The following is an 18,356-nucleotide window of genomic DNA, read 5'->3' as shown; positions in this document are numbered from 1 at the left end:
ATTATCTAGAGAGCATTTCAGTACCCTGAAAATTGACATATCCAGTAATAGTAGGAGAAGGTAATCAGTTATTTGGCACTTAATGTGGTGGCTCATGCAGGAAAAGCATGAGTATAGCTTTTTTTGCGAGTGAGGAGGCTCAAGGTGCCCTGAGGAAAGCGTCCACCTGCAGTGGAAAGTAACGGGGGCACTGGCAGATACAATCTTATAAAATTAGTTAGAATAAAATAGGCGGAAAAATAACGCCTAAACATAATATACGAGGAGTGATTACTTGGAAAAACAACTTTTCACTATTCATATTTTGCATCTCATTTTAATCTTATTACTACTGTTATATGGGCTTTTACATGGTTTGAACTTCGATTTCTTATTCTTTTTTGGAATAGTAATACTCATCTATTCCATGAGCATGGCCCGTTTAATCAACAAACAATCCAATGAAGCATTAGGAAAGTGATAGGGGGATTTCTAGAAGTTTTTCTAACAATGGTATAAGTTGGATAAAAAAAACATAAACGGACAGAAATAAGATAGACAGACGATGGAAGGGGACTTATGATGTCTATCTTACTATTTTTTTACGAACTAGGGAGAAAATTTTTTATATATAAAGTGTACGATCTTTCTGCACAAATGGCTTATTATTTCCTGCTATCTGTTTTTCCGTTTCTGTTCGTCATTTATTCGTTAATTCCTTATTTGCCCTTTAATGAAGATTATATTTTAACGCTAATTGAACCGTATGCACCGGATACAACGTATCGTCTCATTAGAAATACGTTAACTGCTGTGCTTGCAAATCAAAATCAACCCTTGCTTTCTTTAAGCTTGGTTATTTCTGTATGGCTTGCTTCAATGGGATTTCAATCCATGAAACGTATACTTAACACGGCTTATAACGTGCATGCGAAGGAAAGTATCGTAAGGCAAGTAATTGAAGGGCTAATGTTAACGATAGGATTTATGATTGTTTTCTTGTTTTCTGTTGTTGTTCCTGTTTTGGAAAGAACACTGAGGGCATATTTGGTCGATATATTTACCAATGATAGTTTTCATCGTTTGTGGGATTTTATCCAATGGGGAGTTGGTAGTTTTTTAATCATGACTTTTTTTCTTCTACTTTATTATTTCACTCCAAATCTACGTGTCAAAGTAAAGCAAGTTCTTCCAGGTGCGCTTGTCGCTACAATTGGTTGGCAAATTATCTCCCTTCAATTTGCTACTTTTGTTAGTCGTAACGATTATACCGCTTTTTATGGACAATTAGGCGGTATTGTTGTATTAATGATTTGGTTTTATATGTCTGCTATGATCATTATTATTGGGGGACTAGTTAATGCTATGGTTTATCCGATTCAACGTAGCGAAAGGCGTTCTTTTTAGCCTTGAAAATCATGACATACGATATCGTTTGTATGAGCTGAGCGGATACTGTTTCCCCTGTTTTTTCTCCGACAAAAGTTTGAAACACTCGTAAATACAGGATCTTCGCTACCTTAACTACTATTTCGCAAACCTATTCATTTTTTAATCAGACAATAAATAACGGATTCTCTCCTATCTATATTCATGATTGGAACATGCCTTGAATATCTATATAGTAATACATTTGGGACGTAGTAGGAGGGGAATCCATGGTTGAATTTATGCTTAAATTATTTACATCAGAACAAAGAGTGGAAGCTATTTTAAGCAGCTCCATTATTGAGTTTATTTTTGTTGTCCTGTTTGTCATGTTTCTGTTGGCTTTGCTGATTCATTTTACCATTTACAATAAATTAAAAATGATTCGAAATCATCTTAAAACGACGGGGAATTTGAATGTATATCCGTTAAAAACATTGAAAGAACAATATGAACAAAAGCAAAAACGAGAAATGGTTAAAGTGGAGACATTTGTTCAAGAGCAATTTTCGAACTGGCGTATATGGCAGGTGTCTGTCGTTAGTCTCATTAAAATGGTCCAAATGACCGTGTCAGTGTTTATATTATTAGGAGTACTTGGCACATTTATTGGCTTAACCTCTTCTTTAGGTAGTATTGATTTACAAGGAAATGATGTGGTTACAGGGGTAGCAAGTGTATTAGCTGGTATTGATGTTGCTTTTTATACAAGTATTGTTGGGATGGGATTTTCATTAGTGATGACGGTATTAATAAAGGTATTCAATACAGAATTTATGTTAACAGATATTATGCTGATGACGGAGACAAGATTAGAAGGCACAGAGGAAAAAGGACTGCAACGATTAGTAAGCATTTCAGAGGCGATTCATACCTCTATACAGCATTTACAAAAATCGAATCAACAGTCCTTTAAAACAATAGAAGCCGCCTTCGCTGGATTTCAAAATTACACCTCAAGTTTGGAACAATCCGCTAAAGACTTAGCTGCATTTAATCATGGGCTTTCAGATAATCTCGAATCATTTCAGCAATTATTTACACATATGCAAAAAGTAACCGATCGTTTTGCTACGGGAACGGACAATCTAAACGAAAATTTTGCTACATTATTTACGTATTTTAAACGTATGGATAGTCATAACGAACGACAGGAGAAAGCGTTCGAACAAACATATGAGAAGATAAAAGAAGCAACGATTTCGCAAATGGGCATGTTGCAAAATTTTTTAGATTCCACAGAGGAAATAAAACAATTCACATCTACTTTATTAGATGAACAAGCATCGTTACATCATAATTTCACCGCGATACAGGAAAAGAGCAAACAACTCGTTGTGCAAATGGAGTCACAGAACAGTGAATTTAGATCCATATTTGGTGCGGATCTATCGACAAAGCTATCAGGTGTGATTGAACAGCTACATGGACTGTCGAGAGAATTTGATAAAATGGGGGATGGTTTAACACAGCTTCCAAATGCTCTTGAAGTCATTAACCAAACGCAAGCAGAATATAAACATTTATTATCGGATCGTTTCCAAGAATTAAAAGAATTTAACCGTACATTTAGCAATCATATGAAATCACAGGCTACAAATACGACGGCATTTGAAAAACATTTGCAGCAAACGATAAGTTCTTTTGAACAAATGGCTATGAAAAATAGTCAATTGTTACAAGAAATAAATGGAACCATTTCCCAAATGACGCAAACCCATCAGCAACGCGAGAACCATTTGGATAATAGTGTGCATATATTAAAGGATACGTTAGCCAATTATGTTCATAATTTGGAAGGGTCTGTAGGAAAACGATTAGATCAAATTGGTCAAGCTCTCCAATCGTCCATGCGTGAAGTAAATGAAGGGCTGCGCAATGAATGGAATGAACTAAGAAGAAGAAATGACACGATACAGCAAAATCAAGTAAGGGCAATCCAACAAAGCGTACAGGATCTGCAGCGGGAAATTCACATGTTAAACGAGCAATTGGCAACTTTCTCACAACGTAATTACACTGCAAATAATGCGATTAGGCTGAACCAAAATGAATACTAAATATGAGCGTTTATTTAGGCAGAATAGGGACGAAGGACATTTTTGGCCATCATTTACAGACTTACTTACAACGATTTTGCTTTGCTTTATTCTAATTTTTGTTGCTATGATGATTATTAAATCCTTACAAATAGAAGAAATGAAAAAGACGTTAGACCAAATTATGGGGGTACGAGCAAAGTTAGTGGAAGACTTAAAAGAAGAGTTCGGTGGTTCTGAATTAGGTGTTGAAGTCGACGAAAAGACGGGCGCCATCATTTTTAATACAGAGATTTTGTTTGCCTATGATAAGCACGAGTTAAAGGCTAACTCTTATACTTTTTTAGACGAATTTGTTCCCAAATATTTGGATATTTTGTTGCAAGAAGGATATGAAGAGTATGTTGCGGAGATCATTATTGAAGGTCATACGGACCGTGATGGGTCATATTTATATAATTTACAGTTAGCACAGAATAGGGCATATAGTGTTGCTGCCTACCTATTAAGTGATGATTTTCCATACAAGAATATCCAGCAGCATTTAGCAAATAAATTAACAGTAAACAGTAAATCATTCTCCGACGTTAGGATGGATGAGAAAGGGGATTATAGTGCAGAAGCTTCTCGTAGAGTGGAATTCAAATTTCGACTCAAGGACGAAGAAATATTAGATAAAACAAGAGATATATTAGGTGAGTAGAAAGACCTGCGGTAGTATGTCAAGTAAAAATTAAATAGTTTTTTAGTTATCAAGGTACAATTTGCTTAAAAAAGGCAACCCTAAACCGACTCCAGTAAACATGTGTAAAATACTGCAAATTACTCAAAGGATTAGAAGCTAATTATGCTTCATGTATTGACGCTCCTTTGTGGCGTGTAAATTTGGTTTTTGCGTAGTAGCGCATCCACCAAACGTACTAGTTTTCTTGCAGTTAAGACGAGGGCTCTTTTGTGTTGATGCTTTGGTACTTCATCGAACTTTTTCGCGTAATACTCTTTGTATTCAGGAACATGCCTTCTTACCAAGTTGGCGGCTTCAACGAGGTAATAACGGAGATACTGATTTCCATTACGCGATAACGATGTGTCGTCAGCTGTAAAGCGACCAGATTGGTGTTTACGCCATAGAGTCCTGCATATTTGGCGATCTTCGCTTCGTGAATTGTCCCAAATGATCCTAAGACCATTATCTAGGAACATCACGGAACGTCCAAGACATTTGACATATTATCTTAGGTCTTTACTAATTCATGAGTTTGTCCAAACCAAGTTACTTGGAACGGAAGGCGGCGACTCCAGCGGGAAAAGCATGAGACTTGAGACCCCGCAACGAGCGTTTTTTGCGAGTGAGGAGACTCAATCAGCCCTGAGGAAAGCGTCCGCCTGCAGTGGAAAGTAACGGTAGCACTAGCAGATACAATTTTTATAAATTAGTTAGAATAAAATAGGCGGAAAAATAACGCCTAAACATAATATACGAGAGGGGATAAGCATTGTCATGCTACAGGAGCGTAATTGTAGAGAGATTCTGTATTAAAAATGACAGCTATCCCTATCTTCGTTGTCTCTTTAAAGTCAGAAAATCACTTTTAGCAGAATCACTTATACGATATCTGTCATACACTAGTTATTGATTACGTAAAAGTTCAGTTCAGAAAATGATGGAATGGGTATCAAATGGCATCTAATTTAAAGGAAATAACGGGATCTCTTCTTTCGGCAATTGGAACGATACAAGCGGCGATTGGTAGCACTCCCCAATTATCTTTAAGTGAAGATCAACGTTTTCAACTTCGATTAATAGGTAATGTATTACAAGCTCTAGGAAGCGGCGTCACTGCTGATGGGGAAACCACGGCTTCTTTTGAAAAATTAGGGTACCAAATTCAAGCTACGGGCAATTCAACTGTAATAGTAGGAATGTTGATTTATCGTTCTTCTGATCCTATAACAAAAGAAAAATGGATTATAACAGGACTGTGGATGCAGGCATTGGGGAGTTTTCTAGTTGCTAGTGATGAATGGGCTGATCACACAAAGGGTGTGTGGGAAAATACTATCGGAGCATTATTGCAAGGTATTGGTAACTCTTTACAAGCAATAAGCGGCATTCAAACGCTTCAAAACAATCAGTCTGATCAGCGTATAATTGGGGTTGTAGGAAGTTGGATACAAGCAGTAGGCACCGTTATATCGTTTATTGGAGCATTTCAAGAAGAATAGTTATTGAAACGCATCTTAACGGGTGCTTTTCTTTTTACATTAAAGGAAAGCATACGTTTTTTTGGTTTATCACATAAAAAATACGAAGCATTCCCCCATTATGACTTGGCTAAGCCAATTTTTTCTAACACTTTATGGTAAATTCATACTGGTTTTATTTGAGAATAATTTTTGGAAAGCTAAAATTTTTTGGATTATAATGTTAGAATATAAAGAGAATCGGAATATGTTCGATGTGGGGTGAAGCCACTGGAAAAAGTGATTTGGATTTTGGTTGCCTATGTATTTGGCTGTTTAAATGGCGCTTATTATGTTGGTAAACTATTTTATCAACAAGATATTAGAGAATTAGGTAGTACGAATGCTGGAGCTAGAAATGCGGGGAGGGTCTTTAGTCGTTCTGCGTTTATTGTTACAGTAATCATAGATGCATGGAAGGTAATTATTCCGTTATGGATAGCTATCAGCTTTTGGGAAATGGATACGATTATATTAGGGTGTATGGCTATTGCCCTTCTCCTAGGTCATTTATGGCCAGTACAACTAGGTTTTCGTGGAGGAAAGGGAGTAGTTGTATACTTAGCTACAGCACTTATGTTAGCACCTATCCCTTTAGTTGTTTGTGGTTTTATCATCTTGGTAGGGTATCAGCTTCATAAAAATCTTACGTTAATAGCGATGATTGGGTTTAGTAGTATCCCGTTAAACTTGTTCATTTTCTTTAGAAATATCGAGTTGACAGTAGTTTATTTTATAATGCTGTTTGTTGTTGTAATTATGCATAGAAATGGGGACTAATGGTGAAAGAATCATACTTTGTAATTTATAAGATAGCAGACTTAGAAGAAGAGTTAGAGCAAATCTATCGTTTAAACTATGAAACGTTTGTTGAAGAGATTCCACAGCATGAAAAGAACAGCGACCATAGATTAGTAGACCGTTTTGACGATAAGAATACATATGTTATTGCTAAACGAGGCAAGGAAGTAATTGGCATGATTTCGGTTCATAATCAAAGACCTTTTTCGCTTGACCAGAAATTAGATAATGTGGATGATTATTTACCTGCATCTGCAACCCCTTGTGAAATACGTCTATTAGCTATAAAAAAGCAGTATCGAGGAGGGCGTATCTTTTATGGTCTCTGTGAAACGTTAGTAGACTATTGTTTGGAAAAAGGGTTTAATATGGCGGTTATTTCTGGAACATTAAGGCAAACCAAGCTCTATAAGCATTTAGGGTTTAAAGCGTTTGGACCATTAGTTGGAACAGAAGAAGCCCCGTATCAACCCATGTATTTAACGAAGAAAAACTTTGAGCGTGCCTCTAAATTATTTGAACGAATGTTGCGAAAAGAAGCACGGCAAGAGAATTATAATTTTCTACCAGGTCCTGTAGAGGTTTCTGATGCTGTAAAAAAAGCATGGAGTGATAAAGCAATATCTCATCGTGCGAAGGATGTACATAAAGTGATGGAAGAGGTACAGCAACAATTATGTGATGTAACCAATGCTAATTATGTAGAAATTGCAGTAGGGACAGGTACACTTGCAAATGATATGATTGCTGCTCAATTAACAACACTTCCAGGTGCAGGGTTAATTCTGTCAAATGGCGAATTTGGAGAACGTTTAATGGATCAAGCTGTTAGATTCGGCCTTACTTTCCAAAGCATTTCTAAGTCGTGGAGTGCACCGATTACTTTAGAAGAAATAAAACGAACATTGGTGGAGCATCCAGAAATAGAATGGCTATGGACTGTCCATTGCGAGACATCAACAGGCTATGTTTATCCATTGGAAGATTTAAAGCAGCTATGTAACAAATATGGTGTCCGTTTATGTATAGATGCTTGTAGTACGGTTGGTGTTCTACCGCTTCATTTAGAGTCCGTTTATTTAGCAAGCACGGTAAGTGGAAAAGGTATCGGTTCATACCCGGGATTAGCTATTGTGTTTCATCACGAGAAGCTTTTTCCACAAAATTCAATACCTAGTTATTTAGACCTTGGTAGGTATCAAACAAGCGATAGTATTCCGTTTACGCATTCATCCAATAGTTTGTTTGCTATGCAAGCTGCTTTACAGCAGTTTTGTCCAGATAAAACAAAGCTATTTCGAGATATAAGCAATGCCTTTCAAAGCGTTGGCATGCAAGTGCTTACTGGAGAAAATTATTCTCCAGGCATTGTGACGGTTTGTCTACCTCCTGAAATTCGTTCACGTCAGTTTGGTGATGTGTTAAAACAAAAAGGGGTTCAAGTTAGTTATGAAAGCAGTTATTTACTAAACCATAACTGGTTTCAAGTGGCTATTATGGGACAACAACAAGCTTCGCATATTATGAAAGGCATAGAGATTATTGTTGAGGTATATCAACAGTTTGCTAGGGAGAAGGAGATTCATTCATGCGAAAATTAACTCTGTTGATCGAAAGAAATGTATTGATGACGCTGATTATCTTATTATGGTTAAAATCAGTCATTATTTCTTTTACTACTTTTCAACTACCGCTTTATTCTTGGTTTGATATCATGGTCGTTTTTATCAACCCGATTGGCATTATTATGATCATGTTTGGGATTAGTTTCTTGTGGAGAAAACGTTTGTCTCCACTTATGCTATTTATCATTTATCTATTATTGTTAGGCATATTGTATGCAAATGTGCTATATTATCGGTTTTATATTGATTTTGTTACCGTTTCTGTTTTACTACAATTGAACAATGTAGGAGGTTTAGGACCTAGCACGGTTGAACTCTTTTCCCCGCTTGATACGTTGTTATTTGTGGATGTTGCAGTTATTGGGTATGTTATTTTTAAAATGAACAGAAAGAAAAACCATCCAGTAGTACCTAATAAGAAAAGATATGCTTTTACTGGTGTGGGGTTGCTTGTCTTTACTTTGGTCATTGCGCTCATTCAAAATCCGTTTCTTTTACAAACAGATTACGATCGTGAAGAACTAGTGAAGTCATTAGGTTTATATAATTATCAGCTGATAAATATAGCAAATGGTGTTAAATCTCCCGTAATGAAAGCTTTTGCAGATGAGGCAGATGTAAAAGAAGTACAATCGTATATCCAAGGTAATGAAGAAAAGGATTCGTTTCAGGAATTTGGAATAGCGGAAGGAAAGAATGTTGTTTTTATTAGTTTAGAGTCTACACAGAATTTTGTGGTTAACCAAAAAGTGAATGGCAAAGAAATAACCCCATTTTTAAATGAGCTGATTCAAGACAGTTTTTATTTTAACAATATATACGACCAAGCAGCGCAAGGAAAAACATCTGACGCTGAATTTATGATTAATACTGGCTTATATCCTTTACCAAGTGGATCTGTATTTGTTCGCAGACCGAACAATGAATTTCAATCTTTACCGCATATCTTGCGAGAAGCAAATGGCTATACGGCTGCTGCTTTTCATGGAAATGATGCTTCTTTTTGGAATAGAGACGATATGTATCAATCGTTAGGGTTTGATAGGTTTTTCTCGAAAAAAGATTATCATGTGACAGAAGAAAATTCGGTTAATTATGGGTTAAAAGATATTCCCTTTTTTGAGCAATCAATGGAAAAATTACTTCATTTATCTGAACCTTATATGGCAAGTTTCCTTACGTTAACGAATCATTTTCCATTTTTATTAGAAGAAGAGGATCAATCTATTGCACCTGCGAATACATCTGTAGGTGTTGTTAATCGATATGTAACAACCGTTCGGTATGAGGATGAAGCATTAAAACGTTTTTTTGAATTAGTAAAGGAAAAAGACATGTATGAAGATACAGTGTTTGTTATCTATGGAGATCATTATGGTATTTCCCAAAAATATGAAGCTGGCGTTTATGAATTACTTGGGCAAGAGGATACGGAAATGAGCCACCTTGAGCTACAAAAGGTGCCAGTAATTATCCATGTACCAGGACAAGAAGGAAAAAAGATAGAAACAGTGGGAGGAACGATTGATATTCATGCAACTGTTTCTGAATTAATGGGTGTACGAGATAAGGAGCAAATAAATTTTAGTCGCAATCTATTTACGAGAGATAATGAAGCCCCTGTTGTGTTTCGTGATGGAAGCATCGTCACAGGGAAATATGCTTATGTAAATGGTCGTTGTTATCATAAGCACAAGCAACAGGTTGTCAAATCAAATACATGTACTGATTATTTAGAAACGGCGAGAAATGAATTATATGCTTCGGATCAAATTATCCTTGGTGATCTATTTCGCTTTATCGGAAAATAACCTCGAAGGAGAGGCCCTTTTGATGAAACAGAATGAAGCAAAAAATTTGCTATTATATCTATGGTAAGCTATTCTTTGTGCATACTTATTACACTTATATCACTGAAATATTTATTTAGAATTTTTAGAGAGGTGTGTACGTAAGCATCGGTTGCATAGTCCCAGTCGTATTTCGATTGAGCTTGTAACCGTTTATTCATAATGTTATTTTCAACTTAAACTTATATTAACTATCCATAGATAAAGCAGGAGGGGACAGCTGTGAAACTTGTTGGAATAGCCGGCTCGTTAGTTGGTGAAAAAACGTCGCAAGTAGTACATGACGTTTTACGTGTAGCCAAACGTGTCGATAAACAAATAGAAATCGAATTAATCGACTTGAAAGAATATGATGTAGAGTTTGTTAAGGGGTCACCTTTAGCCTATTATAATAAAGACACATGGTATGTAGTAAATACGATTTTAGCAGCAGATATGATTGTTTTTGGTTCACCTATCTATCAAGCATCTATTTCAGGTGCGTTGAAAAATTTGCTCGACCATTTTCCAATCGACGCCTTCAAATCAAAAGTTACAGGAATTGTAACTACTGCTGGATCGGATAAGCACTTTCTCGTATCCGAATATCAATTAAAGCCAATACTTGCTTATTTGAAAGGAATCATACCTCGTTATAGTGTTTTTGTTAACAATGATTGTTTTAATGATGATAATGAGATTATTGACCAAGATGTACAAGAAAGGATAAATAAGCTCGCTCAAGAAATGATTACAATTAAAAAACGTACGTATAGCATTTAAATAAATGTAAGCAAAAATAAATAGATCTATCACTTATTTTTAAGAAAAGGGGACCTCTGTAACTCCATATAGTCATAGCCGAACAATTAAAATAAAATTGTTCGGCTATTTGCATTTGAGGAAAGTATATGATGAAGGCTTACAGTTTTCGTTTTTAAGATTTGATGAAAAAGAAGAATAGATTTCGCTCTTCTATGTGAAGATGCCTTTATACAAAAATGAACATAATTAATCTGTGTAGCTTGCTGAGACAACAGTTTTCATAAGATTTCATAAAAAGAGCACAATAGAACATAGCAACAGGCTACATAGTTTGGGCTAAAACACTGTTGAATCAACATTGTAAGCGCATTACAATAAAGTTAAAGGAGGGGCAAAGTTGTTTGATCAAAGGTCTTTTAAACTGTTTGAAGAAATTATTACGCATGATGAGATTACTGTTTCTCAACTCATACGAAAATTAGATGTTTCAGAACGGCAATTTAACTATGATTTGGAAAAAGTGAATAACACTTTAAAAAGTATGAAGTTAGAGCCAATTAAACTGCATGATCAACAATTTGTCGTTGATGCTAAAGTGAAGGATTTACTTCAAGCTGGTGCTCCTTTGGATATTTCTATGCATCACATTGTTTTATCAGAAGAGGAACGTATTTATTTACTCTATTTATACACGTTTATTCGCAAAGAACCTGTTTCCAATTATCATTATCAGCAATTGCTTTACGTAAGTAAGAATACAGCGCTAAGTGATGTGAAAAAAGCAAAAAAGTTGTGTCAAAAAAAAGGGGTTATCCTTCAATATTCAAGGAAAGATGGCTACCACTTAACTGGTACAGAAATGGAAAAAAGAAGGTTAGCAAGCTTTTGTATCAATTACTTGCTCACAAAGTCACTAGGAAAAGAGATGTTAGTACTCGTATTAAAATCGTGGAAACAGGAAGGCTACTATGTGAATACGCAGTTAACAGTGAATGATGTGTTAAAAGTAAAGCAAATTCATTTAGTGAAGGATAGAAAAGCCGAAGTTATTTTTCATTTGACGTTTATAAGAGTCCGAACTGCAAACATCGAGCCATTGTTTTCTCAAGAAGAGAAACAGTTATTGCGTTCACAACGCTTGTTTGGGCTGGTAGAAGAGTTGGCACGACGATTATTTGAAAATAATCAATTAGAAGAACAATATTATTTGACCTTGCAATTATTAATTGCCTTACAGGAAGTGAAATTAGAAGAAAATCCATATTTAAGCAGACTGACCATGCAAATCATTGAAGCATTTGAAAAAAACACCTTGCTTCCGATTGATAATAAAACGTTCTTACAAAAAAGCTTGTATAACCACCTCGTTCCAGCTTTTTATCGAATTATATTTGAAATACCGCTTGTGAACCCTTTAACATCACAAATTAAACAAAAGTATGTGGAATTGTTTCAATTTGTCAAACGCTCGCTCGCTCCTTTATCTGATTGGACAAAAAAGCCAATTAGTGATGAGGAAATAGGTTATTTTACGCTTCATTTTGGCGGTTATCTTGAAAAAAATAGAAATAGGAATAAAACAGAAATTCATGGATTAATTGTTTGTTCTAACGGCGTTAGTTCTTCCATTATGTTGCGTGCACAGTTAAAGGAGATGTTTCCAAACATTCATTTTTCCCGGGTGCACACAGCTGAACAAGTGAGCTTACTTCCAACGTCTAGTTATGATCTGATCTTTACTACAGTAGATGTGGATTCGCCCAAGCCGATATTTACAGTGAAACCATTGCTTTCAAAAATAGAAAAAAATTATTTAATTGAATCCGTAATGAATCAATTCCCTATTTTAAATAATTACGATTTTTCGATGGATCAAATAATGGAAGTTATAGCAAAACATACAGAAATTAAAGATGAGAAACGGTTATTTTCAGACCTTGTTGATCTCATACATCTAAGTCATACCGATATAGGAGGGTATAAACCAATGCTTTCAGAATTACTTACCGAAGAAATGATTCAGTTTACAGATGAGCCTTTGAGCTGGAAAGAAGCGATAGAAATGGCTGCACAACCATTACTTGCAGCTCATAAAATTAGACCAGAATATATTGAGGCGATGAATAAAAAAGTCGAAGAAGTAGGAACTTATATTCATATAGGTAAAGGAATTGCTATTCCTCATGCACGACCAGAGGAAGGCGTAGTCCATTTAGGGATGTCATTTTTAAGAACAAACACACCAGTTAAATTGCTAGGAAAGGATGACCATCAAATTGATGTCTTTATTTGTTTAGCAGCGGTTGATAATGAGGCGCACTTAAAAGCATTATCTCATTTAACAAAGTTGCTGTCAGATAACGCAATACTACAAGCTTTAAAAGCAGCGCAAACAGCGCAAGAGGTCATGGAAATTATTAAATAAAAAGGAGATGGAAAAAATGAAATTTTTAGCAGTATGTGGGTCAGGATTAGGAACAAGTTTTATGGTGGAAATGAATATTCAACAAATTTTACAAGAGATAGGTGTCACGGGTGTTGAAGTGTCGCATTCTGATTTAAGTTCAGCAACACCTGGAGACGCAGATGTATTCTTTTTAGCAAAAGATATTGCTGAGGGAGGCGCCCATTTAGGTGAAGTAATCGTGTTAGATAATATTATAGATATGGATGAGTTGAGGGACAAGGTAACAAAAGTAGTAAAAGAAAAAAATCTAATTTAATACGAGGAAAGGATGACTACCATGAATGAATTCTTAAGTGTCTTAGTCGATATTTTAAGTCAGCCAGCCATTTTAGTTGCTGCCATTGCGCTAATTGGATTATTAGCGCAAAGAAAAAATTTGTCAGAAATCATGAAAGGCGCTATTAAAACATTCGTTGGGTTTATTGTTATTGCTTCGGGAGCTGGAATACTAGAACAAGGCCTTTCTCCATTTGGTGCTATGTTCCAAGAAGCATTTAATGTGTCAGGAGTAGTACCAAATAATGAGGCCATCGTTGCATTGGCGTTGAATGAATATGGGACAAATACAGCACTCATTATGTTTTTTGGAATGATTGTTAACGTTCTCATTGCCAGATTTACAAGATATAAATATATCTTCTTAACTGGACATCACACACTCTATATGGCTTGTATGCTTGCCGTAATAATGGCTGTAGCAGGATTTGATACGATACCATTAATCGCTGCAGGTGCGGTTGCGTTAGGTATTATTATGACGCTATCTCCAGCTATTTTACAACCATTTATGCGACAGCTTACTGGTAATGATAATGTCGCTTTAGGCCATTTTAGTGCGGTAGGGTATGCTATTAGCGGATTAACTGGAAAATTATTCAAAAAAAGCAAAGAGCATTCCACAGAGAATATTGATTTTCCAAAAGGACTTGGATTTTTACGCGATAGTACGGTAAGTATTGCTTTAACCATGATTGTTATGTATATCATTGTTGCGCTCTTTGCGGGCTCCACATTTATTGAAGCGGAACTTAGTGATGGTACAAACTACCTCGTGTTTTCTTTGATGAAAGGTGGTAGTTTTGCGGCTGGGGTGTTCATTATACTATCAGGTGTTCGTCTCGTGCTAGCAGAGATTATTCCAGCATTTAAAGGGATTTCTACGAAGATTGTTCCAAATGCAAAACCAGCTCTTGATGTTCCGATTATTTATACGTATGCACCGAACGCTGTTTTAATTGGTTTTTTCAGTAGTTTTATTGGCGGGATATTCAGTATGGGAATTATGTTTGTTTTAGGTACAACCATTATTCTTCCTGGTGTTGTGCCACACTTTTTCACAGGTGCAGCAGCTGGTGTTTTAGGTAATGCAACAGGTGGTATAAAAGGTTCTGTTGCCGGTTCGTTTGTAAACGGAATTATTATTTCGTTTTTACCAATATTTTTACTTCCAGTCCTAGGAGAGCTAGGTTTTGCCAATACAACCTTCTCTGATGCTGACTTTGGTGTATCCGGTATATTCTTTGGAACATTAGCAAATTATGCAGGCCCAATTGCAATCGTTATTAGCTTAATTGTCATTCTAGGCTTAATGCTTATTCCTTTTGGTAAGAAAAAAGAAGCAACAAAAAACGTTTAAATAGGAAAATAATACAAGAAAAAATGAACTGGAGGAGTCATCTATGACGAAATCAGGAAACAACATTGAAAACTTATCTATCAATACCATTCGTACCCTAACGATTGATGCGGTAGAACGTGCGCAACATGGTCATCCAGGTATGCCAATGGGAGCAGCGCCAATGGCATACAGCCTATGGAAACGCATCATGAATATGAATCCTAAAAACCCTGAATGGTTCAATCGAGATCGCTTTGTTTTATCGGCAGGTCACGGTTCTATGCTACATTACTGCTTATTACATCTAGCGGGTTACGATCTATCTTTAGATGAGTTGAAAAACTTCAGACAATTAGGTAGTAAAACAGCAGGACATCCAGAATTTGGGGTAACGCCAGGAGTGGAAATTACTACAGGACCACTTGGGCAAGGAATACCAGCTACTGTTGGTTTAGCTTTAGCTGAGAGACATTTAGCTGAAACTTTTAATCGGGAAGGCTATCCAATTGTTGACCATTACACATATACTATTTGTGGTGATGGTGACTTAATGGAAGGTATTTCTTATGAAGCAGCATCTTTAGCAGGACATTTAAAGTTAGGTCGTTTAATTGTTTTATATGACTCTAATGACATTAGTTTAGATGGTGAACTAGCGTTATCGTTTTCAGAAGATATCAAACAGCGGTTTGAATCTTGCCATTGGCAATACCTTTATATTGAAGATGGAAATGATATAGAAGCAATTGAACAAGCAATTAAAGAAGCGAAAGCGGATGAAGACCGCCCAACAATTATCGAAATTAAAACAAAAATCGGCTATGGTGCTCCTACTATTGAAGGTAAAAGTGATGCACACAGTGATCCAATTGGTGTTGAAGAGATTAAACGTGCAAAAGCGTTTTATAAATGGAACTATGAAGAAGATTTCCATGTACCTGAAGAAGTATACGAAGATTTTCGTAGTATTTTAGAGAATGGAACCAAAAAAGAGGAGCAATGGAATAAATTATTTAAGCAGTATGAAGAAGTGTATCCAGAGCTTGCTGTTGAATTAAAGCGATTAATCGCTGGTGATTTACCAAAAAACTGGGAAGATGATTTGCCTGTTTACAAAGAAGGAGAGGCAGTTGCGACACGTGCTTCCGCAAGTCAAGTGCAGCAAGCTTTAGCAGAGCACTTTACAGAACTAGTTGGTGGATCCGCAGATTTAAATGCTTCAACGAAAACAAGGTTACAATCATTTCCTGATTTAACATCACAAAATTATGCTGGTAGAAATATTTCATTTGGTGTTCGAGAATTTGCTATGGGTGCTATCGCAAACGGAATGGCACGTCATTATTTAAGACCATTTGTCAGTACATTCTTTGTATTTTCGGATTATTTACGACCAGCTATTCGACTGTCCGCTTTGATGGAGCAACCGGTAACCTTTGTGTTTACCCATGATAGTGTGGCGGTTGGACAAGATGGGCCAACTCACCAACCGGTTGAGCATTTAGCCTCTTTTCGAGCGATGCCTCATATTACCGTATTAAGACCTTCAGATGCGAATGAAACGAAAGAAGCTTGGAAAATTGCCGTAACACAAAAGGATCGTCCAACCATTCTCGTACTGGGGCGTCAAGCCGTCCCAACTTTAAGACAGACAGGGGAAAAGGCAGTAACAGGTGTTCCAAAAGGAGCTTATGTTATATCGGAGGCTGAAAAAACAGCAGAAGGAATTTTAATTGCTGCAGGATCAGAGGTTCACCTCGCTTTGAAGGCTCAGGCAAAGCTTGCTGAAGAAGATATTCATGTGAATGTTGTCAGTATGCCATCTTGGGATCTATTTGATAAACAGTCACCAGAATACAAAGAAAGTGTATTACCTTCGCATTTACAAACACGCTTATCCATTGAAATGGGTTCTAAGGTTGGTTGGAAGGAATATACAGGATGTAATGGTGCAGTAATGAGCATTGATTCATTTGGCGTTTCTGGACCAGGAGACCAAGTGATTGATAAATTTGGATTTACTGTAGAAAACGTCGTAGCCAACTTTAAAAACTTATTATAAACAAATGGTTCCATGGGGATACTTTTAAGATACGAGTATCCCCACTTCTTTTTAAACAAATTTCATTTCGTTCTATCAAAAAATTAGTTCAATATACCATAAGTTGGATTTTAGGAGCGTTCATTATTTTAGTCTTACGTATAAGCGAAGGAGTTAAAACTCCTTATTCCAAAATGGTAAGAACAGTTTCACACCACGTTTATTAAAGGGTAAAAATTTACTATCAGCAATGATATGTGTTATATAGCCAATGAGACATGAATAATATACTCCTTTGATTTGAAGTAATTGATCTAAGTAATAGGCAATAAATCCAAAAAACAAAAGACCGACAATGGAATGTGTATAACTTCTATGTGCTACGAAAGAAGCAATAATAACATAAATTCCTAATAATAGCAGCCACTGTTCTTGCAATGCAAGTCCACCAATAATAACACCTAATCCGGTTATGGTAAGCATATGTTTCTGTTTAAGGCGAATAGAGATGGAAAGCAAAGCAAATCCACTCCCAGCTCCAATCCATTGCTTGCTACCTACTCCTTCATAAAAGCTGTAAATAATAAGTAATACACCGATAACCTGAGCAATTGTTCGAAACAGTTTATGCGATAGGGTAATCTTACCTCGTAATTTCCCATCAATATCTAAGTCTGGAATTAATGCTGAAAAGGTCCCAAGACTAACAAGTAAAGCTGTTTCTGTAGGAGGGCTTTGTAAGTTATTTGCAATTATAAAGCCAGTTACCGTTCCGATTGCTGCGTGAGTTGTACCATTCATAAATATAAACCTCCTTCTAAGTTGTTTCGGAAAGTACTAAAATGTTTCTTGATGATAATTCGGCTACTAAAATGCACTTTTACCATTGTACACCAAAATGTATGTTCTGTTTAGTAGGATAGTTGATAACTGTTATAAAAATCTATTGGCATACAATTTTTTACGTATATATTTTCTACAAAAGATGGGTATGTAATATGTAGTGAGGGAAGCACGAAAATTACGCCTCCTTTTTTAAGCTATAGAAAAGCATGAAGTATTTAGGCTTGACGGCTGCCATAACCGAAAGAAGTGAAATTTCTTTATATAGTTTGGCATAATAAATTAGGAGAGAAGAAAGGGATTAATGCGAATGGATGATTTAATTTACAAATGCGTGGTCTAACTCCACCGTCTTTAGACGGTATCCGCTTTTAGCCTTATCTTTTTTGTCCATACTAAGTGAAGAGGTGAAAGTATGGAAGGATATAGAAAAAATAGTCATGCTGTGTATGATATTAAGTATCATGTCATATGGGTGACAAAGTATAGATATAAGGTTTTGGGCGGGCATATAGCGGTGAGAGTGCGTGATTTGATAAGACAAGGTTGTGAAGCCAGAGGAATTACCATATTGCAAGGAAGTGTTGGGAAAGACCACATTCATTTATTATTATCTTGTCCTCCAAGTATTGCCCCAAGTAAAATATTGCAGTATCTAAAAGGAAGATCATCGAGAT

At 36.1% G+C, this 18,356-nt stretch carries 15 protein-coding genes and 1 pseudogene; 14 read left to right on the top strand and 2 right to left on the bottom strand.

The features are described 5' to 3' along the window. Nucleotides 1-274 precede the first annotated feature (274 nt). From BUB45_RS08315 to BUB45_RS08300, 4 genes are all read left to right on the top strand, one after another. Nucleotides 275-460, top strand: a complete 186-nt coding sequence (locus BUB45_RS08315) for a hypothetical protein (protein ID WP_073007274.1) — start codon at nt 275-277, stop codon at nt 458-460. 101 nt (nt 461-561) lie between these two features. After that, entirely contained in the window at nt 562-1,386 is an 825-nt protein-coding gene (locus BUB45_RS08310) for a YihY/virulence factor BrkB family protein (protein WP_073007270.1), read from the top strand. 251 nt (nt 1,387-1,637) lie between these two features. Further along, nucleotides 1,638-3,467 carry a MotA/TolQ/ExbB proton channel family protein gene (locus BUB45_RS08305; protein WP_073007267.1) on the top strand — a complete coding sequence of 610 codons (1,830 nt, stop codon included), beginning with the start codon at nt 1,638-1,640 and terminating at the stop codon, nt 3,465-3,467. Further along, nucleotides 3,457-4,149, top strand: coding sequence for an OmpA family protein (locus tag BUB45_RS08300; RefSeq protein ID WP_073007264.1), 693 nt, complete (start codon nt 3,457-3,459; stop codon nt 4,147-4,149). The genes BUB45_RS08305 and BUB45_RS08300 overlap by 11 nt, the downstream gene beginning before the upstream one ends. Before the next feature lie 149 nt (nt 4,150-4,298). Here BUB45_RS08300 and BUB45_RS08295 read toward each other — a convergent pair. Further along, nucleotides 4,299-4,606, bottom strand: a pseudogene (locus BUB45_RS08295) (transposase); the annotation flags it as partial. 520 nt (nt 4,607-5,126) lie between these two features. On the opposite strand from BUB45_RS08295, the gene BUB45_RS08290 reads away from it, so the two are divergent. The 9 genes from BUB45_RS08290 to tkt all read left to right on the top strand — a co-directional run bounded on the left by BUB45_RS08290 (nt 5,127) and on the right by tkt (nt 16,857). After that, entirely contained in the window at nt 5,127-5,672 is a 546-nt protein-coding gene (locus BUB45_RS08290) for a DUF6944 family repetitive protein (RefSeq protein WP_073007261.1), read from the top strand. Nucleotides 5,673-5,930: 258 nt separating this feature from the next. Further along, nucleotides 5,931-6,470, top strand: coding sequence for a glycerol-3-phosphate acyltransferase (locus tag BUB45_RS08280; RefSeq protein WP_244527692.1), 540 nt, complete (start codon nt 5,931-5,933; stop codon nt 6,468-6,470). Further along, entirely contained in the window at nt 6,470-8,092 is a 1,623-nt protein-coding gene (locus BUB45_RS08275) for an aminotransferase class V-fold PLP-dependent enzyme (RefSeq protein WP_073007256.1), read from the top strand. Before BUB45_RS08280 ends, BUB45_RS08275 begins: the two co-directional genes overlap by 1 nt. Further along, a complete protein-coding gene (locus tag BUB45_RS08270) occupies nt 8,080-9,927 on the top strand; it encodes an LTA synthase family protein (RefSeq protein WP_073007253.1) in 1,848 nt (615 codons plus the stop codon). Before BUB45_RS08275 ends, BUB45_RS08270 begins: the two co-directional genes overlap by 13 nt. A gap of 261 nt (nt 9,928-10,188) precedes the next feature. Next, entirely contained in the window at nt 10,189-10,728 is a 540-nt protein-coding gene (locus BUB45_RS08265; RefSeq protein WP_073007251.1) for an NADPH-dependent FMN reductase, read from the top strand. A 379-nt stretch (nt 10,729-11,107) separates the two neighbouring features. Then, entirely contained in the window at nt 11,108-13,135 is a 2,028-nt protein-coding gene (locus BUB45_RS08260; protein WP_073007248.1) for a BglG family transcription antiterminator, read from the top strand. A 16-nt stretch (nt 13,136-13,151) separates the two neighbouring features. Continuing rightward, nucleotides 13,152-13,433 carry a PTS sugar transporter subunit IIB gene (locus tag BUB45_RS08255; protein WP_073007245.1) on the top strand — a complete coding sequence of 94 codons (282 nt, stop codon included), beginning with the start codon at nt 13,152-13,154 and terminating at the stop codon, nt 13,431-13,433. A gap of 21 nt (nt 13,434-13,454) precedes the next feature. Further along, nucleotides 13,455-14,813, top strand: a complete 1,359-nt coding sequence (locus BUB45_RS08250) for a PTS ascorbate transporter subunit IIC (RefSeq protein ID WP_073007243.1) — start codon at nt 13,455-13,457, stop codon at nt 14,811-14,813. Between the two features lie 43 nt (nt 14,814-14,856). Beyond that, a complete protein-coding gene (gene tkt, locus BUB45_RS08245) occupies nt 14,857-16,857 on the top strand; it encodes a transketolase (protein WP_073007240.1) in 2,001 nt (666 codons plus the stop codon). A gap of 153 nt (nt 16,858-17,010) precedes the next feature. Here tkt and BUB45_RS08240 read toward each other — a convergent pair whose 3' ends face one another. Beyond that, nucleotides 17,011-17,637 (bottom strand): metal-dependent hydrolase, encoded by a 627-nt coding sequence (locus BUB45_RS08240; protein WP_073007238.1) that lies wholly within the window; start codon nt 17,635-17,637, stop codon nt 17,011-17,013. A gap of 457 nt (nt 17,638-18,094) precedes the next feature. Here BUB45_RS08240 and tnpA point away from each other — a divergent pair. After that, on the top strand, nt 18,095-18,356 hold a 262-nt coding region (gene tnpA, locus BUB45_RS08235), incomplete at its 3' end, for an IS200/IS605 family transposase (protein ID WP_139300120.1).

Source organism: Virgibacillus chiguensis (assembly GCF_900129865.1).
Taxonomy (GTDB): domain Bacteria; phylum Bacillota; class Bacilli; order Bacillales; family Amphibacillaceae; genus Virgibacillus; species Virgibacillus chiguensis.
Note: the sequence above shows the minus strand (reverse complement) of the source record. Positions and strands in the feature narration are given on the sequence as shown.

What these genes read in the sequence shown, in the direction of transcription:
- tkt (WP_073007240.1), top strand. Translation starts at nt 14,857, where the DNA reads ATGACGAAATCAGGAAACAACATTGAAAACTTATCTATCAATACCATT.
- BUB45_RS08255 (WP_073007245.1), top strand. Translation starts at nt 13,152, where the DNA reads ATGAAATTTTTAGCAGTATGTGGGTCAGGATTAGGAACAAGTTTTATG.
- BUB45_RS08275 (WP_073007256.1), top strand. Translation starts at nt 6,470, where the DNA reads ATGGTGAAAGAATCATACTTTGTAATTTATAAGATAGCAGACTTAGAA.
- BUB45_RS08240 (WP_073007238.1), bottom strand. Translation starts at nt 17,637, where the DNA reads ATGAATGGTACAACTCACGCAGCAATCGGAACGGTAACTGGCTTTATA.
- BUB45_RS08310 (WP_073007270.1), top strand. Translation starts at nt 562, where the DNA reads ATGTCTATCTTACTATTTTTTTACGAACTAGGGAGAAAATTTTTTATA.
- BUB45_RS08305 (WP_073007267.1), top strand. Translation starts at nt 1,638, where the DNA reads ATGGTTGAATTTATGCTTAAATTATTTACATCAGAACAAAGAGTGGAA.
- BUB45_RS08270 (WP_073007253.1), top strand. Translation starts at nt 8,080, where the DNA reads ATGCGAAAATTAACTCTGTTGATCGAAAGAAATGTATTGATGACGCTG.
- BUB45_RS08300 (WP_073007264.1), top strand. Translation starts at nt 3,457, where the DNA reads ATGAATACTAAATATGAGCGTTTATTTAGGCAGAATAGGGACGAAGGA.
- BUB45_RS08250 (WP_073007243.1), top strand. Translation starts at nt 13,455, where the DNA reads ATGAATGAATTCTTAAGTGTCTTAGTCGATATTTTAAGTCAGCCAGCC.
- BUB45_RS08290 (WP_073007261.1), top strand. Translation starts at nt 5,127, where the DNA reads ATGGCATCTAATTTAAAGGAAATAACGGGATCTCTTCTTTCGGCAATT.